Origin of the sequence: Streptomyces sp. NPDC023723, from assembly GCF_040639815.1 — a bacterium.
Classification (GTDB): Bacteria; Actinomycetota; Actinomycetes; order Streptomycetales; family Streptomycetaceae; genus Streptomyces.
This window is the reverse complement of sequence record NZ_JBFAAP010000028.1, coordinates 62,432-87,843: the sequence shown is the minus strand read 5'-3', so window position 1 is coordinate 87,843 and position 25,412 is coordinate 62,432. Positions and strand designations below refer to the sequence as shown.

At 73.7% G+C, this 25,412-nt stretch carries 30 protein-coding genes; 9 read left to right on the top strand and 21 right to left on the bottom strand.

Translation table 11 applies throughout. The features are described 5' to 3' along the window. The first annotated feature begins 13 nt into the window (after positions 1-13). The 3 genes from AB0G32_RS25950 to AB0G32_RS25940 all read left to right on the top strand — a co-directional run bounded on the left by AB0G32_RS25950 (position 14) and on the right by AB0G32_RS25940 (position 2,646). Positions 14-1,501 carry a phosphatase PAP2 family protein gene (locus tag AB0G32_RS25950; RefSeq protein WP_361167857.1) on the top strand — a complete coding sequence of 496 codons (1,488 nt, stop codon included), beginning with the start codon at positions 14-16 and terminating at the stop codon, positions 1,499-1,501. Positions 1,502-1,610: 109 nt separating this feature from the next. Then, positions 1,611-2,432, top strand: coding sequence for a methyltransferase domain-containing protein (locus AB0G32_RS25945; protein ID WP_361167854.1), 822 nt, complete (start codon positions 1,611-1,613; stop codon positions 2,430-2,432). A gap of 43 nt (positions 2,433-2,475) precedes the next feature. Continuing rightward, on the top strand, positions 2,476-2,646 hold the full coding sequence (locus tag AB0G32_RS25940) for a hydrophobic protein (RefSeq protein WP_361167851.1): 171 nt from the start codon (positions 2,476-2,478) through the stop codon (positions 2,644-2,646). A 30-nt stretch (positions 2,647-2,676) separates the two neighbouring features. On the opposite strand, the gene AB0G32_RS25935 is transcribed toward AB0G32_RS25940, so the two are convergent. The 13 genes from AB0G32_RS25935 to AB0G32_RS25875 form a co-directional block, all read right to left on the bottom strand. Then, positions 2,677-2,988 (bottom strand): gas vesicle protein K, encoded by a 312-nt coding sequence (locus AB0G32_RS25935; RefSeq protein ID WP_361167848.1) that lies wholly within the window; start codon positions 2,986-2,988, stop codon positions 2,677-2,679. After that, on the bottom strand, positions 2,963-3,145 hold the full coding sequence (locus AB0G32_RS25930) for a gas vesicle protein (protein WP_361167845.1): 183 nt from the start codon (positions 3,143-3,145) through the stop codon (positions 2,963-2,965). The genes AB0G32_RS25935 and AB0G32_RS25930 overlap by 26 nt, the downstream gene beginning before the upstream one ends. Then, entirely contained in the window at positions 3,142-3,921 is a 780-nt protein-coding gene (locus tag AB0G32_RS25925; protein ID WP_361167842.1) for a GvpL/GvpF family gas vesicle protein, read from the bottom strand. Before AB0G32_RS25925 ends, AB0G32_RS25930 begins: the two co-directional genes overlap by 4 nt. Continuing rightward, positions 3,918-4,322: a gas vesicle protein gene (locus tag AB0G32_RS25920; RefSeq protein WP_361167839.1), complete on the bottom strand. Its 405-nt coding sequence runs from the start codon at positions 4,320-4,322 to the stop codon at positions 3,918-3,920. Before AB0G32_RS25920 ends, AB0G32_RS25925 begins: the two co-directional genes overlap by 4 nt. After that, on the bottom strand, positions 4,319-5,530 hold the full coding sequence (locus AB0G32_RS25915) for an SRPBCC family protein (protein ID WP_361167836.1): 1,212 nt from the start codon (positions 5,528-5,530) through the stop codon (positions 4,319-4,321). Before AB0G32_RS25915 ends, AB0G32_RS25920 begins: the two co-directional genes overlap by 4 nt. Next, positions 5,527-6,240: a DNA primase gene (locus tag AB0G32_RS25910; protein ID WP_361167833.1), complete on the bottom strand. Its 714-nt coding sequence runs from the start codon at positions 6,238-6,240 to the stop codon at positions 5,527-5,529. The genes AB0G32_RS25915 and AB0G32_RS25910 overlap by 4 nt, the downstream gene beginning before the upstream one ends. Further along, a complete protein-coding gene (locus AB0G32_RS25905) occupies positions 6,237-6,500 on the bottom strand; it encodes a gas vesicle protein GvpG (protein ID WP_361167830.1) in 264 nt (87 codons plus the stop codon). Before AB0G32_RS25905 ends, AB0G32_RS25910 begins: the two co-directional genes overlap by 4 nt. Positions 6,501-6,505: 5 nt before the next feature. Then, complete coding sequence (locus AB0G32_RS25900; protein WP_361167827.1) at positions 6,506-7,282, bottom strand: GvpL/GvpF family gas vesicle protein; 777 nt, start codon at positions 7,280-7,282, stop codon at positions 6,506-6,508. Beyond that, positions 7,279-7,701 carry a gas vesicle structural protein GvpA gene (locus AB0G32_RS25895; protein WP_361167824.1) on the bottom strand — a complete coding sequence of 141 codons (423 nt, stop codon included), beginning with the start codon at positions 7,699-7,701 and terminating at the stop codon, positions 7,279-7,281. The genes AB0G32_RS25900 and AB0G32_RS25895 overlap by 4 nt, the downstream gene beginning before the upstream one ends. Positions 7,702-7,772: 71 nt before the next feature. Beyond that, on the bottom strand, positions 7,773-8,141 hold the full coding sequence (locus tag AB0G32_RS25890; RefSeq protein WP_361167901.1) for a gas vesicle protein: 369 nt from the start codon (positions 8,139-8,141) through the stop codon (positions 7,773-7,775). Positions 8,142-8,226: 85 nt separating this feature from the next. Beyond that, the gene (gene ligD, locus AB0G32_RS25885; protein WP_361167821.1) at positions 8,227-9,153 is read right to left on the bottom strand and encodes a non-homologous end-joining DNA ligase; all 927 of its coding nucleotides are present in this window, start codon (positions 9,151-9,153) and stop codon (positions 8,227-8,229) included. After that, a complete protein-coding gene (locus tag AB0G32_RS25880) occupies positions 9,150-11,006 on the bottom strand; it encodes a transketolase (protein ID WP_361167818.1) in 1,857 nt (618 codons plus the stop codon). Before AB0G32_RS25880 ends, ligD begins: the two co-directional genes overlap by 4 nt. Continuing rightward, complete coding sequence (locus AB0G32_RS25875) at positions 11,003-11,305, bottom strand: hypothetical protein (RefSeq protein ID WP_361167815.1); 303 nt, start codon at positions 11,303-11,305, stop codon at positions 11,003-11,005. Before AB0G32_RS25875 ends, AB0G32_RS25880 begins: the two co-directional genes overlap by 4 nt. Before the next feature lie 201 nt (positions 11,306-11,506). Between AB0G32_RS25875 and AB0G32_RS25870 the strand changes: the two genes are divergently transcribed. Beyond that, a complete protein-coding gene (locus AB0G32_RS25870; RefSeq protein WP_361167812.1) occupies positions 11,507-12,457 on the top strand; it encodes an LLM class F420-dependent oxidoreductase in 951 nt (316 codons plus the stop codon). A 10-nt stretch (positions 12,458-12,467) separates the two neighbouring features. On the opposite strand, the gene AB0G32_RS25865 is transcribed toward AB0G32_RS25870, so the two are convergent. Beyond that, positions 12,468-12,968: a phage holin family protein gene (locus AB0G32_RS25865; RefSeq protein ID WP_361167809.1), complete on the bottom strand. Its 501-nt coding sequence runs from the start codon at positions 12,966-12,968 to the stop codon at positions 12,468-12,470. Positions 12,969-13,037: 69 nt separating this feature from the next. Between AB0G32_RS25865 and AB0G32_RS25860 the strand changes: the two genes are divergently transcribed. Continuing rightward, complete coding sequence (locus AB0G32_RS25860) at positions 13,038-13,385, top strand: VOC family protein (protein ID WP_361167806.1); 348 nt, start codon at positions 13,038-13,040, stop codon at positions 13,383-13,385. 14 nt (positions 13,386-13,399) lie between these two features. Here the strand turns inward: AB0G32_RS25860 and AB0G32_RS25855 are convergent, their stop codons facing one another. The 6 genes from AB0G32_RS25855 to AB0G32_RS25830 form a co-directional block, all read right to left on the bottom strand. Continuing rightward, positions 13,400-13,951, bottom strand: coding sequence for a GNAT family protein (locus tag AB0G32_RS25855; RefSeq protein WP_361167803.1), 552 nt, complete (start codon positions 13,949-13,951; stop codon positions 13,400-13,402). A gap of 21 nt (positions 13,952-13,972) precedes the next feature. After that, positions 13,973-14,896, bottom strand: coding sequence for an LD-carboxypeptidase (locus tag AB0G32_RS25850; protein WP_361167800.1), 924 nt, complete (start codon positions 14,894-14,896; stop codon positions 13,973-13,975). Next, the gene (locus AB0G32_RS25845) at positions 14,893-16,860 is read right to left on the bottom strand and encodes a prolyl oligopeptidase family serine peptidase (protein ID WP_361167797.1); all 1,968 of its coding nucleotides are present in this window, start codon (positions 16,858-16,860) and stop codon (positions 14,893-14,895) included. The genes AB0G32_RS25850 and AB0G32_RS25845 overlap by 4 nt, the downstream gene beginning before the upstream one ends. A gap of 3 nt (positions 16,861-16,863) precedes the next feature. Further along, the gene (locus tag AB0G32_RS25840; protein WP_361167794.1) at positions 16,864-18,168 is read right to left on the bottom strand and encodes a M20/M25/M40 family metallo-hydrolase; all 1,305 of its coding nucleotides are present in this window, start codon (positions 18,166-18,168) and stop codon (positions 16,864-16,866) included. After that, positions 18,161-18,994, bottom strand: a complete 834-nt coding sequence (locus tag AB0G32_RS25835; RefSeq protein ID WP_361167791.1) for a M55 family metallopeptidase — start codon at positions 18,992-18,994, stop codon at positions 18,161-18,163. Before AB0G32_RS25835 ends, AB0G32_RS25840 begins: the two co-directional genes overlap by 8 nt. A 102-nt stretch (positions 18,995-19,096) precedes the next feature. Continuing rightward, on the bottom strand, positions 19,097-19,711 hold the full coding sequence (locus AB0G32_RS25830) for a helix-turn-helix domain-containing protein (RefSeq protein ID WP_361167788.1): 615 nt from the start codon (positions 19,709-19,711) through the stop codon (positions 19,097-19,099). A gap of 125 nt (positions 19,712-19,836) precedes the next feature. Between AB0G32_RS25830 and AB0G32_RS25825 the strand changes: the two genes are divergently transcribed. Beyond that, positions 19,837-21,312: an FAD-binding oxidoreductase gene (locus tag AB0G32_RS25825; protein ID WP_361167785.1), complete on the top strand. Its 1,476-nt coding sequence runs from the start codon at positions 19,837-19,839 to the stop codon at positions 21,310-21,312. Between the two features lie 48 nt (positions 21,313-21,360). Continuing rightward, the gene (locus AB0G32_RS25820; protein WP_361167782.1) at positions 21,361-22,305 is read left to right on the top strand and encodes a class I SAM-dependent methyltransferase; all 945 of its coding nucleotides are present in this window, start codon (positions 21,361-21,363) and stop codon (positions 22,303-22,305) included. 130 nt (positions 22,306-22,435) lie between these two features. Here the strand turns inward: AB0G32_RS25820 and AB0G32_RS25815 are convergent, their stop codons facing one another. Beyond that, positions 22,436-23,512: an ABC transporter substrate-binding protein gene (locus AB0G32_RS25815; RefSeq protein WP_361167779.1), complete on the bottom strand. Its 1,077-nt coding sequence runs from the start codon at positions 23,510-23,512 to the stop codon at positions 22,436-22,438. A 123-nt stretch (positions 23,513-23,635) separates the two neighbouring features. Here AB0G32_RS25815 and AB0G32_RS25810 point away from each other — a divergent pair, with 123 nt between their 5' ends. Together AB0G32_RS25810 and AB0G32_RS25805 are read left to right on the top strand one after the other, a co-directional pair. Then, positions 23,636-24,379 carry a hypothetical protein gene (locus AB0G32_RS25810; RefSeq protein ID WP_361167776.1) on the top strand — a complete coding sequence of 248 codons (744 nt, stop codon included), beginning with the start codon at positions 23,636-23,638 and terminating at the stop codon, positions 24,377-24,379. Between the two features lie 37 nt (positions 24,380-24,416). Continuing rightward, positions 24,417-25,346, top strand: coding sequence for an HtaA domain-containing protein (locus tag AB0G32_RS25805; RefSeq protein ID WP_361167773.1), 930 nt, complete (start codon positions 24,417-24,419; stop codon positions 25,344-25,346). Positions 25,347-25,412 lie beyond the last annotated feature (66 nt).

Genomic DNA, 25,412 nt, shown 5'->3' with positions numbered 1-25,412 from the left:
GTAGGGGGAGGGCATGAGCCCCGACGTAGACTTCACCGTCCCGCTGCCCGGCCCGCATCCCGTCCGCAAGGGCTTCCTCGACCTCGACCGCCGGCTGTTCGAGGCGGTGGCCGCCCGGCACTTTCCCGGCGGCGACCGGGTGCTGCCCCGGCTGAGCCGCAGTGCCAACCACGGGGTGCTGTGGTTCGCGGCCGCCGCGGCGCTGACCGCGGCCCGCACCCCGCGCTCCCGGCGGGCCGCCGTGCGCGGCCTGGCCTCGCTGGGCGTGGCCTCGCTGACCATCAACACGCTCGGCAAGCGCTCGGTCCGCCGCCCCCGGCCGGGGCTGGACCCGGTCCCCCTGGTGCGGCAGCTGAAGCGGCAGCCGATCACCACCTCGTTCCCGTCCGGGCACGCCGCCTCGGCCGCCGCCTTCGCCACCGGGGTGGCGCTGGAGTCCCCGGCGTGGGGCGCGGCGGTGGCCCCGGTGGCCGCGGCGGTCGCCCTGTCCCGGGTCTACACCGGCGTGCACTTCCCCAGTGACGTGGTGGCCGGCGCGGCGCTCGGCGCGGGCGCCGCGTTCGCCGTCCGGGCGCTGGTGCCCACCCGGGCCCAGCTGCTGCCGCCGGCCCGGCCGGTCGCCGAGGTGCCGGCGCTGTCCGGCGGCGAGGGCCTGGTGATGGTGGCCAACCTCGGCTCGGGCACCTCGGAGCGGGTCCGGGCGCTGTGCGACGCGCTGCCGCTGGCCGAGGTAATCGAGGCCGAACCGGGCGATGTACAGGCCGAGTTGGAGAAGGCGGCGGGCCGGGCCCGGGTGCTCGGCGTGTGCGGCGGCGACGGCACGGTGAACTCGGCGGCCCGGGTCGCCCTGCGCTACGGGCTGCCGCTGGCGGTGCTGCCCGGCGGCACCCTGAACCACTTCGCCTACGACCTGGGCGTGGAGGACGTCCGGGCGCTGTGCCGGGCGCTGGAGCAGGGCGAGGGCGTCCGGGTGGACGTGGGCCGGTTCAGCTCCGGGCGGCTGGACGGGATCTTCCTGAACACCTTCAGCCTCGGGGTGTACCCGGAGCTGGTGCGCGAGCGGGAGCGCTTCTCGTCCCGGATCGGCGGCTGGCCGGCCGGGATGCTGGCGGCCGTCCGGGTGCTGCGGGCCGACCGGCATCCGCTGCGGGCCGAGGTCGGCGGCCGTACCCGGCCGCTGTGGATGCTGTTCGCGGGCAACGGCATGTACCACCGCATGGGGCTGGCGCCGGGCCGCCGGCTGGACCTGGCGGACGGCCGGCTGGACGTACGGGTGGTGCACGGCGGCAGCCGGCCCGCGCTGCGGCTGCTGTCGGCGGCCTTCGCCGGGCCGCTGACCCGGTCCCCCGCGCACGCGGCGGTGCAGGTGGGACGGCTGCGGCTGAAGGGCGTCGCGCCGGGCACGCTGCTGGCCTACGACGGCGAGGTCACCGAGACCGAGGGCGACGTGACGGTGGAGAAGCTGCCCGAGGCGCTGACGGTGTACCGGCCACTGCCCTGAACAAACTGACGGACCGTCATACCACATCGCAAAACGGCGGTCTCAGCATGCGATCGGCGGACGTACGGTGATCCCAGTCGTCCGAGAGTCGTCCGAGAGGGGATCAGCGATGCCGAGGCCACAGGAGACCGCCGTCTACACGCACGGACACCACGAGTCCGTGCTCCGCTCGCACACCTGGCGCACCGCCGCCAACTCCGCCGGGTACCTGCTCGGTGCCCTGAAACCGCACATGCGGGTCCTGGACATCGGTTGCGGTCCGGGCACCATCACCGCGGACCTCGCGGCGCTGGTCCCGGACGGCCGTGTCACCGGCGTCGACCGGGCCCCGGAGATCCTGGACCGGGCCCGGGCGGTGGCCGCGGAACGGGGCCTGACCAACATCGACTTCGCCGTGGCCGACGTGCACGCCCTGGACTACCCCGACGCGACCTTCTGCGTGGTCCACGCCCATCAGGTGCTCCAGCACGTGGGCGACCCGGTGGCGGCGCTGCGCGAGATGCGGCGGGTGACGAAGCCGGGCGGTCTGGTCGCCGTCCGCGACTCGGACTTCGGGGCCATGACCTGGTACCCGGTGTCGGCCGGGATGGACGCCTGGCTGGACCTGTACCAGCGGGTGGCCCGGGCCAACGGCGGCGAACCGGACGCCGGGCGCCGGCTGAAGGCGTGGGCACTGGCCGCCGGGTTCACCGACATCACCGCCACCTCCAGCACCTGGACCTTCACCACGCCCGAGGAACGGGCCTGGTGGAGCGGCCTGTGGGCGGACCGCACCCTGGCGTCGGTGTATGCCGAGCGGGCCACCGCGGGCGGTCATGCGACGGCGGAGGAACTGCGGGCCGTTTCGACGGCCTGGCGGAATTGGGGGGAGCGGCCCGAGGGGTGGTTCGGTGTGCTGCACGGAGAGATTCTGTGCAGAAAGGACGTCTGATCGACGTAATCCAGGAAACCAGTACGGCAGGAGGTAATTCGCTATGGTTCCGCTTCTGCTCGTTCTGTTGCTCGCCATCATCCTTTTCGGCGCCGGATTCGCCCTGAAGATTCTCTGGTGGATCGCTCTGGTCGTCATCGTGCTGTGGCTGCTGGGCTTCCTGGTGCGCGGCACCTCGGCCGGCGGCGGACGCAGCCGCTGGTACCGGTGGTGACCAGATGGTGAGGCCGCTGCCCCGGGAGGCTCACTCCCGGGGCAGCAGCGGTCCGAGCGGCCCGAGGTCCAGATTCAGGTCCTCGGGCCGCAGTCCGTAGCGCTCCCGCAGTTCGGTCATGCGGTCGTCGAGCAGCATCAGGGTGAGCCCGATGCGCTCCTCCTGGTCCTCGCTGAGATCGCCCTGGTCGAAGCGGCGCAGTGCCTGCCGCTCCATGAGCTGGCGGAGCAGTTCCACCACGGTCAGCACCAGCTTGATCAGGTCGCGTTCGACGGTGTCGGGCTCGAACTCGATCCGGCCGTGTCGCTCGCTCACGTCAGTCCTCCCAGGGCGAGGGCACATTGGCGTTGACCGAGCTGATCAGCGCGTTCAGGTCGATGCGGACCAGGTCGACGTCGGCGATGCGCAGCGTGAGGTCCCCGGTGATCACCACGCCGCCGGCCAGCAGCCGGTCGAGCAGATCGACCAGGGCGATCTCCCGGTGTTCCACGACGGTCATGAACCCTCCCCGTTCCCGGCGCTGTCACCCGCGAAGGAATAGGCGGCCCAGGGCCCGGTGAGTTCCACCCGAATTTCCGGGGCGTCGTCCTTTGTCCGGTCGACCAGTTCCACGAATTCCTCGGAGAGATCCCGCCGCACCAGATAGGCGGCATTGAGTACATTGCGTCCGGCGGCCCCGGAAAGCTGCGGATTCTGCGGCGTGTGCAGCCGGGCGTCGTCGGCCCGCCCGGACAGCGTCCGGTGCAGCCGGCCGGCGAACTCCTCCGCCCGCTGCCACAAATCCTCGCTCGCCCGGGTGCGCATCCGCCGCTGGAGCAGATAGTCCCGCCCCGAGGCGGGCTTCCCGGCCGGCTGCGCCGCGGCGCGCTGTCCACCACCGCTCTCGACGTACACCTTGACGCCCCACTCCACCCGGCCGGCCAGCCGCTCCAGGGTGCGCAGGAAGTCCTGCTCGCGTTCCTCCATCATCACCCGGACGCCGCTGTCGTCCCGGAAGACCGTGGCCAGCCGGAGCGGCAGCGGCGTGGTGACGGCGGTCAGCGCGTCGATCACCTGCTGATGGGCGCGGGCGGTCGCCGCCAGCCAGTCCAGGTCCTCCAGGTGGGCCTTGAGGGACTCCTCGGTGAAGTCGGCCTCGGGGACATGGCTGACGACGGCGACCAGGCCGTGGTGGCGCAGTGTTCTGGGCGGATCGCCCGCCACCCCGGTCAACTGCGACTGGAGGGCCGCGTCGAAGGGGCGGCAGACGGCGTAGACGTACCGCAGTCCGCTCATGGGGATTCCTCTTCCTGCTGAGCTTCCCGCTGGGCTTCCCGCTGGGCTTCTCGCTGGGCTTCCCGCTGGGCGCGGCCGCCCCGCTCCAGCGGGGTACGGCCGGACTCCAGCTCGGCGAGCCGCTCGCGCAGCTCCTGGTTCTCCCGGGCGAGCTCCTTGTGCTTGGCGTTCGAGGAGAGCGCCGGGTCGCTCTCCCACCAGTCGATGCCCATCTCCTTGGCCTTGTCGACGGAGGCGACGATGAGCCGCAGCTTGATCGTGAGCAGCTCGATGTCGAGCAGGTTGATCCGGATGTCGCCGGCGATGACGACACCCTTGTCCAGCACCCGCTCCAGGATGTCGGCGAGGTTGGCGCTCTGTCCCTGGCCGAAGGGTTCGGGCATGCGGCTGGGTGTCGTCATCGACGACTCCCGCGTTCGGCGTACTCGTCTTCCTCGCGGTACGCGTCGTCCCGGTCGCCCTTGTCCTCGGCGTCGTACTCGTCGTCGGCGTCCTCGGCGTCCTCGGCGTCGTCGGCGTACTCGTCCTCGGCTTCGGGCTCCTCGGTCTCGTCGGTCTCCTCGGTCTCGTCGGTCTCCTCGGTCTCGTCGGTCTCCTCGGTCTCGTCGTCGCGCTCCTCCGCCTCGTCCTGCGGCTCCTCCTCGTAGCCGTCGTCCGTCTCGTCGTACGCGGCCTCGTCCTCCGCGCCCTCGGCGCCCTCGTGCTCCTCCTGCTCCTCCTGCTCCTCCCGTTCCTCCTCCGCGACCGCGTCGTCGTGGCTGCGGACCACCTCGCCGTCGCGGATCTCCCCGCGCCAGCCGTCGTCCGCCTCGCCCTTCAGCGAGATGAAGCGGACGTAGTTCTTCAGGTCGAGCCGCAGCCGGCGGCCCTGGGCGCGCCAGATGTTGCCGGTCTTCTCGAACAGGCCCTTGGGGTAGTACTCGACCACCACGATGACCCGGGTCAGGGTCGGCGCCAGTTCGTGGAAGGAGACGACGCCCTTGGTGGTGCCCTTGGCGCCCTCGGATGTCCAGGAGACCCGGTCGTCCGGCACCTGTTCGGTGGTCTTCGCCTTCCAGCTCCGGTTGGACCAGAAGACCTTCAGCTGCCAGTCGGAGGTGGTGTCGTCGGCGCGGTTCGCGCTCTTGACCCCCTTGGCGAAGGTGCTGAAGTCCTGGTACTGGGTCCACTGGTCGTAGGCGGTGCGCAGCGGCACGCCGACGTCGGCGTACTCGATGATGACGGTCGGCTTCTGGCCGGCACCGCCCTTGCGCCTGCCCCCGCCGCCGAGGTTCTTGAACGCGCCGACCACGTTGTCCTTCAGCCGGCCGGCGCCGAGCTCCAGCGCGGTGCGCATCGGGCTCTTGCCCTCGGCGAGCTTGCGCCCGCCGTCCAGGGCCAGCTTGGCGAAGCCGGGGCTGTTGCCGTCGGCTATGTCGTTCAGCTTGCCGGTGGTCTCGCCCAGCTTGCGGCCGACGCCGACCAGCATCTTGGTGGCCTGGGCGGCGAGGTACTGCTGCACCTCGTCCTTGAGCCGGTCGGCGGCCTCGCTGCGGGCCACGTCGGCCAGCGGGTTGTGCTTCGCCGCGCCGCCCGCCTTGCCGGCCGCGCCCTTCACCGTTTCGGTCATCGCTCACCACCGCCCTTCGGCAGCCGGGCCCGGGTACCGCGGGCGGCGCCCCGGGCGGTCTTGGTCGCCGACTGGGTCCGCTTCGCCGCGGTCTTCTTCACCGGGGCCTTCTTTGCGGCGGCGGTCTTCTTGGCCGCCGTCTTCTTCGCCGGCGCCTGCTTGGCGGTCTTCGCGGCCGCCCCGCCCGGGGCCTTCTTCGCCGTCCGGCCGCCCCGGCGCGCGGGTTCCTCGTGCCGCTGGCCGGACTCGTCGTCGGGCTCGTCGTCCCGGTCGGCGGCTTCGGCGTCGTCGTACTCGCCCCGGTCGTCGTCGTACTCGGCCCGGTCGTCGTCGTACTCGTCGTCGTACTCGTCACGGTCGTCGTCGCGGTCCATGCCGGGCACCTGGGAGGTGACGCCCGAGAGCTGGTCGCGCACCTGGGAGGTACGGCCGTGCAGCCGGTCGGCGAGCCCGTTGATCTGCCGCTCGACCAGCGCGCCGGTGGCCGCCTTGCCGACGCCCTGCATGTCCTGGCGCAGCTGGTCGCCTATCTCCTTGAACTGCGGATTGTTCTGGAGCTGGCCGGAGACCAGGTCCGCGATGCCGCGCGGGGTGAGGTTGAGCCGCTTGCCGGCCACCGCCGTCCCCACCGCGATCGCGAACTTGAGCTTCTTGGTGCGCCCCAGCAGATAGCCGGCCCCTACCGCGAGGCCTAGTCCTACTCGATTCATGGTGTCGTCCCGTTGCCCGTTCCCGCGCTGCCGCGCGACGCGATCTCCAGCCGGTCCAGGAGTTCGTCCTCCTGTCGGTCGAACTCCTCCTCCGTGATCTCGCCGGCCTCCAACTGCTCCTCCAGGCGGGACAGTTCGGCTCGTACGGTGGCCGGGTCGTAGTAAATGCGCTCGGCTTCCTGGAGTACCTGTCCGATGGCCCAGGCGCCGCCGCGCACCGGTGCGAACGGCAGCAGCAGCACCTCCGAGATCAGGCCCATTTCGTTCACTCCGCTCCGGTGTCGGCGCCGCCGCCCGCCGCGGTGCCCGCGGGCTCGGCGGGGCCGGGCTCCACGAAGCTGTACGGCGGCAGCGGGCCGTTGATCCGCACCTCCAGGTGCGGCAGCTCCCGGCGGGCGCGCTCCACGGCCGCCAGGAAGGTGTCGGCGCGTTCCCGGTCCACCAGGAACGACACATTGGCCAGCCAGCCGGTGGAATCGGGTCCGACGCTGACCGCGTCGGCCTCCGGCTCCAGTACCCGCTGGACGGCGCCGGCGTCCTCGGCCTCCCGGGCCTGGACCGCCGCGGCGACCATCTCGCCGAGCTGGATCTTGCTCTCGTAACTCCCGCCGCCCGCCTGCCGGTTGGCCTCGGCCAGCGCGCGGATCTCCGGGCTCTCGGCCATCACGTGGTGCAGTACGGCCTCTTCCACGTGGTTGGCCTTGACGTTGTACTCGACCCGGCCGTCCAGGGCGTGCAGCCGCTCCTTGTAGTGCTCGGCGCGTTCGGCGAGCACGCCGGTGACCGACTTGTCGTCGGGGGCGACGCTGCCGAACCGCATCGGCAGCACACAGCCCTCCGCACCCGCCTCGGCGAGCACGTTCTGGTGGGCGAGCAGGTCCTTGCGCTTGGGCCGCAGCCCCTCGGGGGCGTCACTGACGACGGCCGCCAGCTCCCCCTCGGTCAGCACCCGCACCTCGCGCGGCGGGTCGCCGACGCCGGCCAGGTCCTCGGGGAGCGCGGGGTGCGCGCTCGCCGTGATGCCGTAGACGTACGTACTCACTCCTGCTCCTCCTTGCGGCGCGAGGACGTCGACCTACGGGCCCGCGGCCGGGACTCCGGCTCGCCCTCCCGGGCCTGCTTGAAGGCGTCCGAGATGGTCTCGGCGGCGCCGGACAGCGCGCCCTTGGACTTGCCGCGCGCGCCGGATTCGGTCATGGTCCCGACCAGGTCCGGCAGGCCCGGGTTCTTGCGCGGGCCGGCCTCCAGGTCGAGGCGGTTGCACGCCTCGGCGAAGCGCAGGTAGGTGTCGACGCTGGCGACGACGACCCGGACGTCGATCTTGAGGATCTCGATACCGACCAGGGACACCCGCACGAATGCGTCGATGACGAGCCCCCTGTCCAGAACAAGTTCCAGCACGTCGTAGAGGCCACTGCTGCCGCCTCCGCCGCCGGTCTGCTGTGCCGGTACGACAGTCATTCCGGCTGATCCCTCCTTGAATCGGTGAATGTGGGTGTGAGTCCGTGAGTCCGTGCGTCCGCGCGGGCCGCCTAGTGGCCGCCGCGGCGCCCGTCGGAGCGGCCGCGTTCGTAGCGGCGGACCCGGCGGTAGCCGGTGAGCTGCCCGTCGGAATCCAGTTCCACCTGGTAGCTCGCCATCAGGCTCATCGTGTCGGGGACGCGCTCCAGTTCGAGCACCTCGACCTCCAGGGCCCAGCCGTCCTCCGTCTGCTCGAAGGACGACACGGACTCGGCGGTCATGCCGGTCAGCTCCGCGAGCTGGGCGCGCGCCTCGCGCAGCACCTCCATCGGGCGGGGCCGGCGCGACTCGCCGGAACTCTGTGACTTTTGGGACTTCTGTGAACTTTGTGAACTCTGTTGCGTGGGTTGCGAATCGGACGTGTTTTTTGTGTTCGACATGGCCACCTCCCCCTCCGTGTGGCCGCAAGCGTGTTCGCCAAACCTCCATGAGCACACGCATCTGTCCCACGCAACTCGGCAGGGGTCAGCCGTGCCGCGCCGCCAGCCGCCGCCGGGCCGGTCCGAGGCCGCGGGCGCGCCGCATGACATCGGCCCACGGATCGGTGCGGGCCTGCTCCAACGCGTCCGCGACGGTCCAGCGGCGGGCGTGCAGCGCGGGGTCGTCGAGCTGGTCCCGGGTGATCGGGGTGGCCACGGGGGCGCCGGGCTTCGCCCGCACGCTGTACGGCGCGACGGCGGTCTGCGCGTAGGCGTTGCGCTGGACGTCGAGGTAGAGCCGGTCGCCGCGGTCCTTCTTGCGGGCGGCGGTGGTGAGCCGGTCCGGGTGGGCGGCGGCGAGGGTCTCGGCGACGCGGTGCGCGAAGTCGCGCACCTCGTCGAAGTCCGGCCCCCGGCGCAGCGGCACGATCACGTGCAGGCCCCGGGAGCCGGTGGTCATCAGCGCCGACGGCAGCCGCAGGGTGTCGAGCAGTTCGCCGAGCAGCCGGGCGGCCTCCCGGACGGTCTCGAAGTCGTCGACGCCCGGGTCGAGGTCGAAGACCATCCGGTCGGGCCGGTCCGTGCGGTCGGCGCGGGACAGCCAGCGGTGCAGGGTCAGGGCCGCCTGGTCGGCGAGGTGGAGCAGGGTCGCGGTGTTGTCGCAGACCGTGTGGCACACCGTGCCGCCGGCCTTGGGCAGCTCCACCCGGGTGATCCAGTCCGGGTAGTGCGCCGGGGTGTTCTTCTGCATGAACACCGGGCCGTCGACGCCGTCCGGGTGCCGTTCCAGCATCAGCGGGCGGCCCCGCAGGTGCGGCAGCGCGTACGGGGCGACGGCCCGGTAGTAGTCGGCCAGGTCTCCTTTGGTGACCTGGCCCGAGGTGCCCCGCGCCGGGAAGAGCACCTTGTCCGGCCGGTGCACCTCGACGGAGCGGTGTCCGGCCCGCAGCTTGCGGTCGGCGGCTGAGGTCACGGCACCACCGCCTGCTCCACCAGCAGCCGGCCGGCCGTGGCGATCGACTCGGCGTCGATGCCGGCCGCGTGCAGCTGCTCGTCCGGCGCGGCCGACCCCGGCATCGTCCGCACCGCGAGCCGCACCAGCCGGGGCACCGGGCCGCCGTCCGCGAACGCCTCCGCGACCGCGTCGCCGAGGCCGCCCTCGGGGTGGTGGTCCTCGACGGTGAGCAGACAGCCGGTCTCCTCGGCGGCCCGGCGCAGGGTGTCCCGGTCGACCGGCTTGACCGAGTACAGGTCGATCACCCGGGCCGCGATGCCCTCCTCGGCCAGCGCGTCGGCGGCGGCCAGCGCCTCGGGCACGGTGACGCCCGCCGCGACGAAGGTGAGCCGGTCGTCCGGGCCGGCCGAGCGCAGCACCTTGCTGCCGCCGACCGGGAACTCCTCGTCGGGCCCGTAGAGCACCTCGGCGCCGCCGCGCGAGGTCCGCAGATAGCGGACGCCCGTCAGGCCGGCCACCTCGGCGACCAGCCGCGCGGTCTGGTTGGCGTCGCACGGGTACAGCACGGTCGAGCCGTGCACGGCCCGCATCATCGCGAGGTCCTCCAGACCCATCTGGCTGGGCCCGTCCTGGCCGATGGCGGTGCCCGCGTGCGAGCCGTTGAGGACGATCCCGGAACCGCTGACCGCCGCCATCCGGATGAAGTCGTGGGCGCGGGTCAGGAAGGCCGCGAAGGTGGAGGCGTACGGCAGCCGGCCGCGCGCCGCCATGCCGACGGCCGTGGCGACGAGCTGCTGCTCGGCGATGTAGCACTCGAAGTAGCGCTCGGGGTGTTCCTTGGCGAACAGCTCCGCGCGGGTGGAGTCGCCCACCTCGCCGTCCAGTACGACGACGTCCTCGCGGGCGGTGCCCAGCGCGGTCAGCGCCTGCCCGAAGGCGTCCCGGGTGGCGGCCTGCTCGCCCTTCTCCCAGCGCGGCAGCTCGGGCCGGCCGGCGCCGTCCGGGTGCGGCGCCCGCGACGACTTGGCGACCGGCTCCTGGACGTGGACGGTGATGCCGCGCGGCCCGCCCAGCTCGGCGATGGCCTCGGCCGCGTCCTTGACCGGCTTGCCGTGCAGTCCCTCGCGGTCCTCGGTGGCCGCGACGCCCTTGCCCTTGAGGGTGCGGGCGATGATCGCGGTGGGCTGGCCGCGGGTGGAGAGCGCCTCGCCGTAGGCGCGGTCGACGGCGTCCACGTCATGGCCGTCGATCTCGACCGTGTGCCAGTCGAAGGCCCGGAACCGGCGGGCGTAGGCGTCCAGGTCGTGGCCGTGCCGGGTGGCGCCGCGCTGGCCGAGCCGGTTGACGTCGACGATCACGGTCAGGTTGTCGAGCTGCTCGTACCCGGCGTGCTCGGCGGCCTCCCACACCGAGCCCTCGGCCAGCTCGCTGTCCCCGCACAGCACCCACACCCGGTAGCCGGCGCGGTCCAGGCGCGCGCCGGCCAGCGCGATGCCGACGCCGACCGGCAGGCCCTGGCCGAGCGAGCCGGTGGCGGTCTCCACCCAGGGCAGCCGCTGCGGCGTGGGATGGCCCTCCAGCCGGCTGCCCAGCTTGCGGAAGGTGCGCAGCTCCTCGTCGTCGATGACGCCGGCCGCCTTGTAGGCGGAGTAGAGCAGCGGGGAGGCGTGTCCCTTGGAGAGGACGAAGCGGTCGTTGCCCGGGTGGGCGGGGCGCTCGAAGTCGTAGCGCAGGTGATTGGCCAGCAGTACGGCCATCAGGTCGGCGGCGGACATCGAGGACGTGGGGTGCCCCGAGCCGGCCGCGTCGGCGGCGCGGACGCTGTCCACGCGCAGCTGCTGTCCCAGTTCGACGAGTTCCTCGGTGTTCATGTGTCTCCTTCCGCGGGGTCGTCGTCGGTACGCCGGACGGGGCCGGGGGCCACACCGGGGCCGGGGGGCGGCTGACCGGGCGGGGGTTCGACACCGGGCCCGGCGGGCGCACCGCGCGGGTGGCTTTCGGCCGGTTCACCGCCGGGGTGCTCGGCGGCCGGTTCACTGCCGGGGTGCTCGGCGGCGGGTTCGCCGCCCGGGTGTGCCTTGGCCGGCTCACCGCCCGGCTGTCCCTTGGCGGGCTCGGCGCCGCGCCCGCCGGGCCGGTCCGTATCGTCCGTTTCGTCCGTATCTTTCATCCCGCTCACCGCGCGCCTCTCGCTGTCCGGCCCGTCCACACCCCCGCCGCCGCCCGGGCCACCGCCCACGCGCCGAGCCTTTCGCGTCCCCCTGGCCAGCACCCCCAAACGTGGGCGAGCGGCCCGTACCGCCGGTTTCCGGCCCGCCGCCCGGGTACCCGGCGCGGGATCCGACCGGTCACGTCTCCGAAAGGTCCGCGCATGCCCGAGTACGGCTATTTCCTCTCCTGTGAGCAGTACGGTCCGGCCGAGCTGATCGAGCAGGCCCGGATGGCCGAGCAGGCCGGTTTCCAGGCGCTGTGGATCTCGGACCACTTCCATCCGTGGAACGACGCGCAGGGCCAGAGCCCGTTCGTGTGGTCGGTGATCGGCGCGCTGGCCGAGGCGGTGTCGCTGCCCGTCGAGACCGCGGTGACCTGTCCGACGGTGCGCACCCACCCGGCGGTGGTGGCGCAGGCGGCGGCCACCAGCGCGGTGCTGACCGGCGGCCGGTTCCGGCTCGGCGTCGGCACCGGCGAGGCGCTCAACGAGCACATCGTCGGCGGCCCGTGGCCGCCCGCGCACGTCCGCCTGGAGATGCTGGAGGAGGCGATCCAGGTGATCCGCCAGTTGTTCTCCGGCGCGGAGGTCAACCACCACGGCACCCACTACACGGTGGAGAACGCCCGGCTGTACACGCTGCCGGACGAGCCGGTCCCCATCGACGTCTCCGGCTTCGGCCCCGCCGCCACCCAGCTCGCCTCCCGGGTCGGCGACGGCTACATCACGATGATGCCGGACGCGGCGATGGTGGAGCAGTACCGGAAGGGCGGCGGCGCCGGAAAGCCGGTCAGCGGCGGCACCAAGGTCTGCTACGACACCGACGCCGACGCGGCGGTCAGGACGGTGCACCGGCTGTGGGCCAACGAACTGCTGCCCGGCGAACTGGGCCAGGTGCTGCCCTCGCCGAAACACTTCGAGCAGGCGCAGACGCTGGTCACCGAGGACATGGTGCGAAACAACCGGGTGTGCGGCGACGACGTGGACGCGCACGTGGCCGAGCTGAACCGGTTCGCGGACGCCGGGTTCGACCGGGTCTACGTCAACCAGATCGGCCCCGACGTCCGCGGGTTCTTCGACTTCTACCGGATGAAGGTGCTGCCGCGGCTGTGAGCCCCGGCCGTCAGGCCCTGCCGTGCGGGGCCTCGGGGTCGATGTCGTCCGGCCGGGGCTCCTGGGCCCGGGTGCCGGGCGTCCCGGTCGCCCCGGGCGCGGTGGGCGGCATCGGCGGGTACGGCATGCCGAGTCCGCTCGGCGGCGCGGCGGGCGCCGTTCCGCCGGGCACCCGCCCCTGGCCGCCGGAGCCGTGCCCGGCGCCCGCACCCGGCGCGGCGGGCTTCGCGGCACCGCGCAGCAGGTAGGCGGCGACGGCCAGCAGCGCGGCGGTGATCAGCGCGGCGGCCCAGCCGGGCAGCCCGATCGCCAGCGCGAGGCCCACGGCGAGTGCCACGGCCGCGCCCGCGTAGAGCGCGGCGGCGCCGGACGCCGCGTACAGCGTCGCCGTACGGCGCTGCTTGCGGGTCTGCTCGCGCAACTCGTCCCGGATGGTCTCCCGGGCCACCTGGGCCAGTTCGTCGACCAGGTGCTTGTCCAGATGCTCCAAGTGTGCCATTCGGTCGTCCATGGATGCCGGGTACCCGCAACCCGACGGTCCATGGGCGGGGCGCCGCAGCCGCCAACTAGGCTTTTCCGCATGGACATTCTGGGAGCCACCCTGCGCATCTACGTCGACGACCTGGACAAGGCGATCCCCTTCTACGAGGGACTCGCCGGCGGCCGAGCCATGCGGTTCGAGCGCGGCGGCGTCCAAGTGGCGGCGGTCGGCTGCTTCTTGCTGATGAGCGGTCCGGAGTCCCAGCTGGAGGTGTTGCGCAAGGTGGTCGCGACGATCGCGGTGACCGATGTGGAGGAGACCGCCCGGGTGCTGACCGAACTCGGCGGCGAGGTCGTCGCGGGCCCCCTGCCGACCCCCGCCGGCCGCAACCTGATCGCCCGTCATCCGGACGGCGTGGTGTACGAGTACGCCGACCGCCGGGCCTGACCCGGCCTCGCGGGTCAGCCGGACGGGACCGTCTCGGCGGTGATCGCCCACCGCTGGTGGTCCCGCCAGGCCCCGTCCACGTGCAGCATCCGCGGTGAGAAGCCCTCCAGCCAGAAGCCGCAGGCGCGGGCCAGGGCGATGGAGGCGGCGTTGCCCGGCTGGACGTTGATCTCCAGCCGGTGCAGCCGCAGCGGCCCGAAGGCGTACCGCACGACGAGGCCGAGGCCCTCGCGCATCAGCCCGCGCCCGGCGGCGTGCGCGAAGGCCCCGTAGCCGAGCGCGCCGCTGCGGAAGCCGCCCTCGACGATGTTGTTGATGTTGATGAACCCGGCGATACCGCCGTCGCCCAGGTCGCACACCAGGAACCCGGCCTTGGCCGGGTCCTCGATCAGCCGGCCCGCGTACCGCGCGTACGCCTCGGCGCTGTCCGGCGGGAACAGCCAGGGGTGGTGCAGGTCCTTGCTCTCCCGGGTCCGGGCGGTGAACTCGGCGCCGTCGCCGAGCGTGAAGCGACGTATGCCCACCCGGGGGCCCGCGGCGAGGTAACGGGACGTGTCGTACGGCATCCCGTCACCCTACGCCGCACCTCAGCGCAGTGCCGGTTGGTCCAGGACCAGGGTGCCCGCGTCCGCGTCCAGCTCGGCCGGCACCCCGAACGGCACGGTCAGCGCCGCTTCGCAGTGCCCGAACCCGAAGTCCTCGGCGATGGGCACGCCGAGGCCGCCGAGCCGGTCCAGGAGCAGCGCCCGGACCCGGTCGGGACTCTCGCACCGTTCCCAGGAGCCGAGCAGCACCCCGTGCACGCCGTCCAGCCAGCCGGCCCGCAGGAGCTGGGTGAGGTAGCGGTCCAGGCGGTACGTCTCCTCCCCCACGTCCTCCAGGCAGAGCAGTCCGCCGAGCGCGCCGGGCCGGGCGTGGGCGGTGCCCAGTTCGGCGGCGAGCAGGCAGAGACAGCCGCCGAGGGTGACGCCCCGGGCCCGGCCGGAGACCATCGGCGTCCCGCCGGAGGCGATGGTCCGGACCGTGTGCGGGGCGAACAGGGTGGCCTTCAGGTGTTCCTGGGCCCGCCCGTTCTTCAGGAAGTCGACGCCCGCCGCCATCGGCCCGTGCAGGGTGACCAGGCCGAGCCGGACGGCGAACGCCTCGTGCAGCGCGGTGATGTCGCTGAAGCCGACGAAGACCTTCGGCCCGGCGGCCCGCAGCGCCGCCCAGTCGAGCAGGTCGACCAGGCGCTGGGCGCCGTAGCCGCCGCGGGCGCACAGCACCGCGTCGACGGACGGGTCGCACCAGGCACTCTGGAGGTCGGCGGCCCGGTCCGCGTCGGCGCCGGCCAGGTAGTCGAAGGTGCCGTGCCGGTCCAGCACGTGCGGGGCGACGACCGGGTCGAGGTCCCAGCCGCGCAACACGTCCAGGCCGGCCTGGAGCCGCTCCTCGGGCACCGGTCCGCTGGGCGCGACGACGGCCACCCGGGCGCCGGGGGCCAGTCGCGCGGGCCGGGTCAGGTCTTTCACTCGGTCAGCTCCAGGGTGGGGATGCCGGGCACCTTCAGCCCGAACACCTGCGCGTACAGGGAGAGTTCCGCCTCCAGGGCACGGACCACGGTGGCCGCCTTGCGGAAGCCGTGCCCCTCGCCCTCGAAGGTGAGGTAGGCGTGCGGCACCCCGCGGCCGGCGACCCGGGCCAGGAACCGTTCGCACTGCGCGGGCGGGCAGATCACGTCGTCCAGCCCCTGGAGCAGCAGGAACGGCGCGCTGACCCGGTCGGCGTGGGCGGCGGGCGAGCGCTCCGCGTACCGGGCGGGCACCTCGGCGTACGGGCCGATCAGGGACTCCAGGTAGCGGGACTCGAAGTCGTGGGTCTCGCCGGCGCCCCAGCTGGTCAGGTCCAGGACGGGGTAGCGGATGGTGCCGCAGGCGTAGACGTCGGTGGTGGCCAGCGAGGCGGCGCCGGTCCAGCCGCCCGCGCTGCCGCCGCGCACCGCGAGCCGGTCGCGGTCGGCGGTGCCCTCGGCGGCGAGGGCGAGCGCGACGGCCGCGCAGTCCTCGACGTCGACCACGCCCCACTGCTCGCGCAGCCGCTCGCGGTACTCCCGGCCGTGTCCGGTGGAGCCGCCGTAGTTGACCTCGGCGACACCGATGCCCCGGGAGGTGAAGTAGGCGATCTCCAGGTCGAGGACGAGCGGGGACCGGCTGGTGGGGCCGCCGTGCGCCCAGATGACGTACGGCGGGAGTTCGTCGGCGGGGGCGACGCAGCCGGGGTGGTGCGGCGGGTAGACGTGCGCGTGCACCTCGCGGCCGTCGGGCGCGGTGAAGGTGCGGATCTGCGGCTCGGGGTAGTGGGCGGGGTCCACGGCGTCGTCGTGCGCGGCGCCGACCACCCGGGCCCGGCCGGTCCGGGCGTCCAGCTCGACCACCTCGTAGGCGCTGCGCGGGCTGGCGCCGACGGCGGCGATCCGCTCGCCGTACGCGGCGATCCCGGCGGCGAACTCGGTCCACGGGCCGGCCGCGTCGACCACCTCGCCGGTCTCCGGGTCCAGGACGCCGAGCGCGGTGGCGCCGCGGCCGTGCACGACGGCGATCAGGCCGTTGTCCAGCGGCGCGAACCAGCCCAGGCCCAGCTTCCACAGCGGCCCGCCGAACTCCTCCTCGCGCGGGCACAGCGGCCGGCCGTCGCGGTACAGGTTCCACCAGCCGGTGCGGTCACCGGCGTACAGCAGCCGCCCGTCGCGGTCCCAGTCGGCCTGCGCGATCGACTCCCCGGGGCCGCCCGCGACGGTCCGGGCCGGGCCGAAGGTGCCGTCGGCGGCGACCTCGGCGACCAGCAGTTCGGTGCCGTCCCAGGGCATCCGGGGGTGGTCCCAGGCCAGCCAGGCCGCCTGCCGCCCGTCCGGGGCGAGCCGGGGCCCGGTGACGAACCGGTGCCGCCCGTCGCTCAGTTCGCGTACGGCCGCGCGGTCCTCGGCGGCCGAGCCGTCCAGCGGTACGGCGGTCAGGACGCGGCGTACGTCGTCGGGCCCGGCGCCGGTGAACTCCTCCAGCACGCACCACACCTCGCCCCGGGCCGGCAGCGGCTGCGGCTCCGCCCAGCGCAGTCCGCCGCCGACGTCGGAGACGGGGGTGAGCGGGCGCGGCGGACCGCCGCCCGGCCGCCACCGGTACAGCCGCTGGTCGGCGAAGTTCACGAACACGACCAGCGGACCGCCATCGTCCGGCACCGCCGCCCAGGACCGGCCGCCGTACTCGATGACCCGGCTGCGCACGTTCCACGGGGCGGGCAGCAGGTCCTCCTCGGCGCCGTCCGCGCGCCGCCGTACCAGTGCCCGCCGGCCGCCCTCGGCGGGCCGGGGCTCGGTCCACCACACCTCCTCGCCGACGAAGCCCACCTCGTCGGGGCGCCCGTCGCGCGCGGCGGCGAGCGCCGCGTCGATGGGCGAGGGCCACGATCCGTACGCCAGGGTCCGCACTGTCTCCCCCACTCGCTAAGCCGTCCGCAGGAACCGGTCGAGCACCCGTACCCCGAAGTGCAGCGCGTCAACGGGGACCCGTTCGTCCACCCCGTGGAAGAGCGCCTGGTAGTCGTAGCCCGCGGGCAGCCGCAGCGGGGTGAAGCCGTAGCCGGTGATGCCGAGCCGCGAGAACTGCTTGGCGTCCGTGCCGCCCGACATGCAGTACGGCACCACGTGCCCCTCCGGCGCGAACTCCTCGACGGCGGCCCGCATCCGGGCGTACGTCGGGGCGTCGACCGGCGACTGGAGGGCGACCTCGCGGTGGGCGAACTCCCAGTCCACGTCGGGTCCGGTGAGCCGGTCCAGGGTGGCCCGGAACTCGTCCTCCGCACCCGGCAGATAGCGTCCGTCGATGAAGGCGGTCGCCTCGCCCGGGATGACGTTGAGCTTGTAACCGGCGTCCAGCATGGTCGGGTTGGCGCTGTTGCGGACGGTCGCCTCGACCAGTTTCGCGGCGGGCCCGAGCTTGTCCAGCAGCGCGTCCACGTCGGTGAGGTCGGTCTCGATGCCGTACAGCGCGGCGAGTTCGGTGAGCGCGGCGCGGACCGTGGGGGTCGGCCGCAGCGGCCACTCGTGCTCACCGATCCGGGTGACGGCGGCGGCCAGCCGGGTGACCGCGTTCTCCCGGTTGACCTTGGAGCCGTGGCCGGCCCGGCCGCGCGCGGTGAGCTTCAGCCAGCCGGTGCCGCGTTCGCCGGCCGCGATCGGGTAGAGCTGCCGGCCGGCGCCGTCGTGGAAGGTGAACGCGCCGGACTCGCTGACGCCCTCGGTGCAGCCCTCGAACAGTTCGGGGTGCCGGTCGGCGAGGAACCCGGAGCCGTCCTCGGCGCTGGCCTCCTCGTCGGCGGTGAACGCGATCACCACGTCCCGCCGGGGCCGTTCGCCGTGCCGGGCCCAGCCGCGCACGACGGCCAGGATCATCGCGTCCATGTTCTTCATGTCGACCGCGCCGCGCCCCCAGACGACGCCGTCCCGGACCTCGCCGGAGAACGGGTGCGTGCTCCAGTCGGCGGCCTCGGCCGGGACCACGTCCAGATGACCGTGCAGCAGCAGCGCGTCGGCCGCCGGGTCGGTGCCCGCGACCCGGGCCACGACGTTGGTACGGCCCTCGGTGCGCTCCAGCAGGACGGGTTCGAGGCCCGCCTCGGCGAGCCGCGCGGCGGCGTACTCGGCGGCGGGCCGCTCCCGGCAGTCGCCGCCGCCCCGGTTGGTGGTGTCGATCCGGATCAGGTCGGAGGTGAAGCGGACCACCTCGTCGAGGGCCTGCTGGTCAGCCATAGGTCTCCTCCACGGCGGCCGAGGCGATCGTGGTGACCGCCTTGAAGGTCCGGATGCCCTCGTACATGGTGCCGGTGGTGTACGCCACCTTGCGCTCACCGACCCGCTCGACGCCCGGCACCACGGTCGAGGCCGCCGCCAGGTGCTCGGCGTCGAACTCGACCGCGACGGTGAACGGGCCGCCGTCGACCGGCTCGTGCCGCACCGCGAGGGCGGCCGCCTCCTTGGCCGCCGCCCGGATGCCGGCGGCGGTCCGGGCGGGCGTCCGGCACACCGCCGCGTACCGCGACACGTGGTCCTTGACCGCGACCTTCAGCGCCTCGGGCGCGTACCCGAGGGCGTCCTCGCAGGCCACGTCGTCCCCGGTGACCAGCACCACCGGGACGCCGTACTCGGCGACGACATGCGCGTTGAGCAGACCCTCGCTGGCCCGTACGTCGTTCAGCCAGACGCCGGTGATCTGGTTGGCGAGGTAGGTGTGGGCGAGGACGCCCTCCATGCCCGCGCCCGCGTGGTAGCCGACGAAGGCGATGCCGTCCACGTCGCCGTGCTGCACGCCCTCCACCATGGACAGCGCCTTGTGCCGCCCGGTGAGCAGCTGCGCCCGTTCGTCCAGCTTTTCGAGCAGCAGGTTGCGCATGGTCCAGTGCGCCTCGTTGACGAGGACCTCGTCGGCGCCGCCGTCCAGGAAGCCCCGTACGGCGGCGTCGACGTCCGAGGTGAACATCGACCGGCACCGCTCCCACTGCGGCGTCCCCGGCAGCACGTCGGCCGGCCAGGTCACCCCGGTGGCGCCCTCCATGTCGGCGCTGATCAGGATCTTCATGCACAGGACGCTACAGGCCGCCGAATGGGGTGGCCAGAGACCACACCCCGGCGTCGCCGCCCGGGGCAGTCGCCGGGTTCGTGCCGCACCCGCCCGGCGGGCTCAGGGTGCCGTGCGCAGGGTCGCGGCGGCTTGTCGGACGAGCCAGTGCTCGGCCCGCTCGAAGGTCCAGCCGTTGTCGTCGACCAGCGTGAAGAAGCCCGCGTAGCCGAAGTAGAACCACAGCACGTCGGTCGCCTGCTCCACCGTGAAGCCGGGGTGCAGGCCGCCGACCTCGTGCAGTCGCCCGGCGAGGGCGGCGACCGCGTCCCGGTACCGCCCGGTCGCGACGCGCAGCCCCTCGGCGACCGCGGTGTGGTGCGGGGCGGTGGCCAGTGCCACCCGCATGATGTCCCCGTACTCCTCACGCATGCTCCGCACCGTGGCGGCCGCGTTCCGCAGGATCTCCTCGGGGTCCGTGAGTTCCGCCCCGCGGCTGCGGGTCTCCGCGACGATCGGGGCCTGGCTCCACAGCTCGACGAGCGTGCCGATCAGCCCCTGCTTGCCACCGCCGACCGCGTAGACGGTCGCGGGCGCGACCCGGGCGGCTCTGGCGATGTCCTCGACGGTGGTCGCGAAGTACCCCTGCCGGGCGAAGAGCTCACGGGCCGCGTCGACGATGGCGGCGCGGGTCGCTTCGGCGTACTCGGCGCGGCGGCTGGTGGTTGATGAAGTCATGGCCCGGTGAGCATAGCCGGTGCGGTGGCTCCAGAGCCTCCGGTCATTGATCAGAGATTGACTCCAATGAGCCGAGCGATACCCTGAATCGCGTCAGTGAACCCTCTCCACGGCGAAGGCAGCTCGTGACCACACCGACGAACAACTTGACGGACGACTCGACGGACGACTCGACGGGCGACTCGACGGGCGACTCGACGGGCGACTCGACGGGCCAGCGGATCATCCGGCTGGCCGGCGCCCTTCGCCGCGCCATCGACGCCGACCGGGTCGTCACCTCCGGGTCCGCCTACCAGGCCGGCGTGCACGTGTGGAACGGCGCGGTCACGCACCGCCCCGGCGTGGTCGTCCGCTGCGCCACCGCCGCCGACGCCCGGGCGGCGGTCCTGGCCGCCCGGGAGCACGGTGTCGCGTTCTCGGTGCGCGGCGGCGGGCACGACTGGGCCGGCCGGGCGCTGACCGACGGCGGCCTGACCATTGACCTGTCCGGCCTGCGCTCGGTGCGGGTGGACCCGGCCACGGCGGTGGCCGAGCTGGCCGGCGGCGCGACCGGCGCCGACCTCGCCCGCGCCGCCCAGCCCTTCGGCCTGACCGCGGTGACCGGCACGGTCGGCTCGGTCGGCGTGGTGGGCCTGAGCCTGGGCGGCGGCTACGGGCCGTTGAGCGGCCGGTTCGGGCTCGCCCTGGACAACGTGCTGTCCGCGGACGTGGTGCTCGCCGACGGCTCACTGGTCACGGCCGACGCCGAGCGGGAACCGGAGCTGCTGTGGGCGCTGCGCGGCGGCGGCGGCAATTTCGGCCTGGTCACCGCGGTGCGCGTCCAGTTGCACCGGACCCCGACGCTGCTGTCCGGCCGTGTCCTGTTCCCCTGGGCGCAGGCGTCCTCGGTGCTGGCCCGGCTCGCGGAGTTCGTGCCCGAGGGGCCCGACGAGCTGACCGTGCAGTGCGGCTTCCTCGCCGGTCCGGACGGCACGCCCGTCGTGTTCGTCATACCTACCTGGAGCGGCGACGACACCCGGGCCGGCGAGGAGGCGCTGGCGCGGCTCACCGCCCTCGGCGAGCCGCTGGCCGCCCGGCTCGGCCGCACCACCGGCCCGGACATGCTGGCCGGAACCGACGCGATGTTCCCGTTCGGCAAGCACGTCGAGATCCGCCCCCGGACGGTCCCCGCGCTGACTTCCACCGTGCGGGCGGCCCTCGTCGCCGCGGGCGACGCCCTGACCTCGCCACTGTCCGCCGTGTCCCTGCACAGCCTGCACGGCGCCGCGTCCCGGACACCCGCGACGGACACGGCATTCGCGAACCGCGCTCCCCATCTCATGGTGGAGACCATCGCCCGCTGGGAAGCGGGCGATCCCCGGGAACCGGAACACCGCGCGTGGGCCCGTGACTTGTCCGCCGCGCTGGCGTCCGAGGCGATGCCGGGTGGTTACCCCAATCTGCTCGGCCCCGACGAGACCGAGCAGATCGCACACGCCTACGGGCCGAACACCGAACGACTGCTCGCGGCGAAGCGCCGATTCGACCCCGACGGGGTGTTTCACGCCACTCCCCTGCCGGCCCGGCCGGCCGGGGCGGGTCCGGGCCATGACATGACATGACGCGACATGACGTGATGTGACGTGACGAACAAGAACAATGGGTGAGGCATGAACGACAACGTGGAGCAGAACGATCCGCTGGCCGTCCTGGAAGGGCAGGTGTGGGCGCTTGCCGCGGTGGTCGCGACCTTGCGGGAGGCCGGAACGGGCTCGTTGGAGAAGGCCCTGGCGGCGGACCCGGCACGTACCGCGGTGCTGGCGGCGGCGGGTGTGGTGCGCCACGAGGGGGATGCCGTGGTCGCCGCCCCCGCACTGCGGGTCGGACCCGGCACCGCCAACGCGGCGGCCGCCCGGCTCAGTTCCATGCGGCAGGCCGTCGCCGCCGCCGACGGCGAGACCACGACGGGGTGGGCGGCGCAGAGCGACGACGTACTGCTCGATCAGGGGCGTGCCTCCGCGGCCACCGGGCACGCGCTCGCCACCCGGCTCGTGCCCGCCCTGCCGGGACTGGCCGAGCGGGTCGCCACCGCGGGCAGCCGGGTACTGGACATCGGCACCGGGACCGGGGCGCTCGCCCTCGCGCTCGCCCAGGAACTCCCGCACGTGCGGGTGACCGGGATCGACAGCCTTGAGCGGGCGATCCTGCTGGCCCGCCGGGAACTGGACGGGGCCGGACCCGGCGCCGACCGGGTGGAGCTGCGGCATCAGGACGCCGTCGAGCTGCGCGAACAGGATCACTACGACCTGATCTGGCTGCCCGCGCCGTTCCTCTCCCCCGACGCGCTGCGGGCCTGCCTGCCGCGCGTGGCGGCCGCCCTCACCGAAGGGGGGTGGCTGGTGGCCGGTACCAACCCGGCACCGCGCGATCCGCTGCTCGCGGCCGTCGCGGACTGGCACGCGGCGCGCAACGGCGGCAGCGCCCTGACCTCGCACCGGATGACCGAGGCACTGGCGGACCTCGGGTTCCAGGACCTGCGCCAGATACCCACCGTGCCCGGCGGCCCGGTACTCGTGGCCGGCCGCTGCCCCGACCGCGCCGCCGCGCGTTCCTGACCAGCCTGGCCGAGAGCAGCCGAGGCGACTGCCGCCGCCCCTGGTGCGGCCACCCCGGAGTCCGCCGGACACCGCGACGCGAGACAGCGGCCCCGGGGTCCGCCGCCGGCCGCACCGCCGCGAAATCCTCCTACGTGGTGTGGATACGGTCCACCAGGATGTCGATCACCAGCGGGGTGCGCGGTCCGAAACCGAGCAGCACGCCGTCCTCCAGGGTGACGACCCGGCGGTCCGCGCCGGCCGGGGTCTGCGCGATGCCCGGGATCTCGGCGAGGCCGTCCAGACCGCCCACCGACTCCAGGCCCTTGTCCATCATCAGGATGACGTCGGGCCGGGCCGCGACCAGCGCCTCGCTGGTGAGGGGGGTGAAGGGCCGGTCCAGGCCGGTCTCGACGCCCGCGTCGACCGCGCCCGCCGCCTCGATCAGCGAGTCGGCGCCCGAGCCCTTGCCTCCCATGAGGTAGACGGCCGCGCTGCCGCGCATGTAGAGGAAGGCCACCTTGGGCCGGCTGCCGTCCGGGACGGCCGCGCGGGCGGCGGCGAGTTCCCGGTCGGTACGGGCGTTGAGGGCCTTGCCCGCGGCCGGCACGCCGAGCGCCGCGGCGACCCGGGTGGTGCGGGTGGCGACGCCGTCCAGGTCGGCCACCGGGTCGAGGACGACGACCGGCACTCCGGCGTCCCGGATCTGGTCGATCGCCTCCTTCGGCCCGGTGTCGGTGTCGGCCAGCACCACGGTCGGCCCGAGTGACAGCACGCTCTCGGCGCTGACGTCGTGCGCCTTGGTGACCAGCGGGAGTTCCTTCGCCTCGGCGAACGTGGCGGTGATGTCGCGGCCCACCACCCGGTCGCCGAGCCCGAGGGTGAACACGGTCTCGGCGACGCCGCCGTTGAGCGGCAGGACACGCGAGGCGTCGGTGACGGTGACCTCGCGGCCGTCGGACGACGCCACCGTGACCGGCAGCTTCGGTGTCGGGGCGGGCCCGTCGAGCGGCGTCACCGTGTTGGCGGCCAGCCGCCGTTCGGCCGCGGCGGCCCGCTCCCCCGCCGACACCGGCGCCTTCGCCCCGGAGGACGCCTCCGAGGAGGCACCTCCGCAGCCGGTCAACGCGAACGCGAGAGCGAACACGAGGGCGAGGACGACGGGGGCCGCTCCCCCGCGCCACGGCAACGGCAACGGCAACGGACGGGATCTTCCGGACATACGCATCGCTCGGCCTTTCCGTTCTCCTGAGTCACACAGTTGAGTCTTAGGTTAGGTTAGGTTTACCTTATTCTCAGCGGTGGGGGTGATGCTGTGAACAGCCCAAGTGCTGTGCGTTGCGGTCGAGTTGTGTCCATCACGGCGTTGGCGCTGGCGCTCTCCGCCGTGCCCGCGTCGGCCGCCGGTGGCTCGGCGACCGGTCCCGAGGGACAGCGGCTGACCGTGTCGAAGACGTCCGGTCTCGATCCGGCCGGCGAGACGGTGACGGTGTCCGGCACCGGCTACAACACGGAGAAGGGCATCTACGTGGCCTTCTGCGTGGACAACGGCGCGGGAAAGACACCGACGCCGTGCGTCGGCGGGGTCGACATGACCGGCGAGTCCGGCGCCTCCGTCTGGGTCTCGTCCAACCCGCCGTCCTACGGCGAGGGACTGGCCGAGCCCTACGGCGGCAGCGGGCACAAGGGCACGTTCGACGTGCGGGTCAAGGTGCGGGCGAAGGACGCCAACACCGACTGCACCGCATCCGGCGTCACCTGCGCGGTCATCACCCGCAACGACCACACCCGGGGCGGCGACCAGTCGCAGACGGTACGGGTGCCGGTGACCTTCGGGGACGGCACGGACGCCACGGACGGCGACGGTACGGCGGGAAGCGGCTCCTCGGCCACTTCGGACGCCACCGCGAACACCCCGGGCGCCGGCACGGGCGGCTCCGGGTCGGACTCCGGGACCGCCAAGACCTCCAACGGGCCGCTCGCCAGCACCGGATCGGCCGCCCTGACCCTCGGCGGTGCCGCCGCCGTGCTGCTCGCCGCGGGCGCCGGTGCCCGGCTCTGGGCACGCCGGCGCCGGACCGGCTCCGCCGCCTGACCGACGTACCCCCGAATTCCTCCAGGGAGAACGGAACATGACGAGAAGACCCGGCGCCGCCGCGGCGGCGGGCGGTGTCCTGCTGGCACTGCTCAGCCCGCACCTGGCGGCGGCGCAGGACACCCAGGAGGTGTCCGACGGTTACGCGAGCTGGACGACGGACGGGACCCGGCTGACCGACCGGGGCCTGTCGTTCGACGTCGCCGAACCCGCCGTGCGCGACGCGGCGGACCGCGCCTGGTTCCCCGCGACCGGCGGCGGCACCGGCCCGGCGAGCGGGGCGGCGGAGGTCGACCTGGCCGGCACCGCCCGGCTGACCGGCGCCACCGCGGCCGAGCCGCTCGTCATCGGCGGCCTGCGGCTGGACCTGCGGGGCGGCACCGGCACCCTGCGGGCCCGCGCGGTCACCGGCGGCGAGGTGCACGAACTCGCGCTGTTCGATGTCGAGTCGACCGCCTCCGCTCCCGCCGTACGCGCCTCGGCTGTCACCTGGAGCGGTCTCGGCGCGGCCCTCACCGCGGACGGCGCGGAACTGCTGTCCGCCTGGAGCGGACGGGAGTTCACCGCCGGCGACGACGCCGGCCGGCTCGACGTGACGGTGGGCACGGGCGACGCCACCCAGCCGCCCGCGCCCCCGGCGCCGAGCCCGAGCGGCACCCCCACCCCCTCACCCGCCGCACCGGCGCCCCGGGCCACCGGCACCCCGGCCCCCTCGGCCGCCGTACGCGACACCGCCCTGTCGCCCGGCGGCGAACAGGAAGTCACCGGCACCGGCTTCCCGCCCGGCGCGGTCGTGCTCGTCGCGATCGACGCGGACACCCGCTACCAGGCGGTGGCCGACGCACAGGGCCGGCTGACCCGCGCCTTCCCGGTGTACGCCACGGCCACCGAGGGCGCGCACACCGTCGAGCTCACGGCCGTGTCCGGCACCGGCCGGGCCACGGCACGGTTCGACGTGGACCACTGATCCCACCCCGACCGAACCATTTCCTCTCTGCACCTCCTCTCCTTACCTCCTGCCTGAAAGGCGACC

Excerpts from the sequence above, each read along its gene's own strand:
- AB0G32_RS25950 (WP_361167857.1), top strand. The coding sequence starts at position 14 with ATGAGCCCCGACGTAGACTTCACCGTCCCGCTGCCCGGCCCGCATCCC.
- AB0G32_RS25945 (WP_361167854.1), top strand. The coding sequence starts at position 1,611 with ATGCCGAGGCCACAGGAGACCGCCGTCTACACGCACGGACACCACGAG.
- AB0G32_RS25940 (WP_361167851.1), top strand. The coding sequence starts at position 2,476 with ATGGTTCCGCTTCTGCTCGTTCTGTTGCTCGCCATCATCCTTTTCGGC.
- AB0G32_RS25935 (WP_361167848.1), bottom strand. The coding sequence starts at position 2,988 with ATGTGCCCTCGCCCTGGGAGGACTGACGTGAGCGAGCGACACGGCCGG.
- AB0G32_RS25930 (WP_361167845.1), bottom strand. The coding sequence starts at position 3,145 with ATGACCGTCGTGGAACACCGGGAGATCGCCCTGGTCGATCTGCTCGAC.
- AB0G32_RS25925 (WP_361167842.1), bottom strand. The coding sequence starts at position 3,921 with ATGAGCGGACTGCGGTACGTCTACGCCGTCTGCCGCCCCTTCGACGCG.
- AB0G32_RS25920 (WP_361167839.1), bottom strand. The coding sequence starts at position 4,322 with ATGACGACACCCAGCCGCATGCCCGAACCCTTCGGCCAGGGACAGAGC.
- AB0G32_RS25915 (WP_361167836.1), bottom strand. The coding sequence starts at position 5,530 with ATGACCGAAACGGTGAAGGGCGCGGCCGGCAAGGCGGGCGGCGCGGCG.
- AB0G32_RS25910 (WP_361167833.1), bottom strand. The coding sequence starts at position 6,240 with ATGAATCGAGTAGGACTAGGCCTCGCGGTAGGGGCCGGCTATCTGCTG.
- AB0G32_RS25905 (WP_361167830.1), bottom strand. The coding sequence starts at position 6,500 with ATGGGCCTGATCTCGGAGGTGCTGCTGCTGCCGTTCGCACCGGTGCGC.
- AB0G32_RS25895 (WP_361167824.1), bottom strand. The coding sequence starts at position 7,701 with ATGACTGTCGTACCGGCACAGCAGACCGGCGGCGGAGGCGGCAGCAGT.
- AB0G32_RS25890 (WP_361167901.1), bottom strand. The coding sequence starts at position 8,141 with ATGTCGAACACAAAAAACACGTCCGATTCGCAACCCACGCAACAGAGT.
- AB0G32_RS25880 (WP_361167818.1), bottom strand. The coding sequence starts at position 11,006 with ATGAACACCGAGGAACTCGTCGAACTGGGACAGCAGCTGCGCGTGGAC.
- AB0G32_RS25875 (WP_361167815.1), bottom strand. The coding sequence starts at position 11,305 with ATGAAAGATACGGACGAAACGGACGATACGGACCGGCCCGGCGGGCGC.
- AB0G32_RS25870 (WP_361167812.1), top strand. The coding sequence starts at position 11,507 with ATGCCCGAGTACGGCTATTTCCTCTCCTGTGAGCAGTACGGTCCGGCC.
- AB0G32_RS25865 (WP_361167809.1), bottom strand. The coding sequence starts at position 12,968 with ATGGACGACCGAATGGCACACTTGGAGCATCTGGACAAGCACCTGGTC.
- AB0G32_RS25860 (WP_361167806.1), top strand. The coding sequence starts at position 13,038 with ATGGACATTCTGGGAGCCACCCTGCGCATCTACGTCGACGACCTGGAC.
- AB0G32_RS25855 (WP_361167803.1), bottom strand. The coding sequence starts at position 13,951 with ATGCCGTACGACACGTCCCGTTACCTCGCCGCGGGCCCCCGGGTGGGC.
- AB0G32_RS25840 (WP_361167794.1), bottom strand. The coding sequence starts at position 18,168 with ATGGCTGACCAGCAGGCCCTCGACGAGGTGGTCCGCTTCACCTCCGAC.
- AB0G32_RS25835 (WP_361167791.1), bottom strand. The coding sequence starts at position 18,994 with ATGAAGATCCTGATCAGCGCCGACATGGAGGGCGCCACCGGGGTGACC.
- AB0G32_RS25830 (WP_361167788.1), bottom strand. The coding sequence starts at position 19,711 with ATGACTTCATCAACCACCAGCCGCCGCGCCGAGTACGCCGAAGCGACC.
- AB0G32_RS25820 (WP_361167782.1), top strand. The coding sequence starts at position 21,361 with ATGAACGACAACGTGGAGCAGAACGATCCGCTGGCCGTCCTGGAAGGG.
- AB0G32_RS25815 (WP_361167779.1), bottom strand. The coding sequence starts at position 23,512 with ATGCGTATGTCCGGAAGATCCCGTCCGTTGCCGTTGCCGTTGCCGTGG.
- AB0G32_RS25805 (WP_361167773.1), top strand. The coding sequence starts at position 24,417 with ATGACGAGAAGACCCGGCGCCGCCGCGGCGGCGGGCGGTGTCCTGCTG.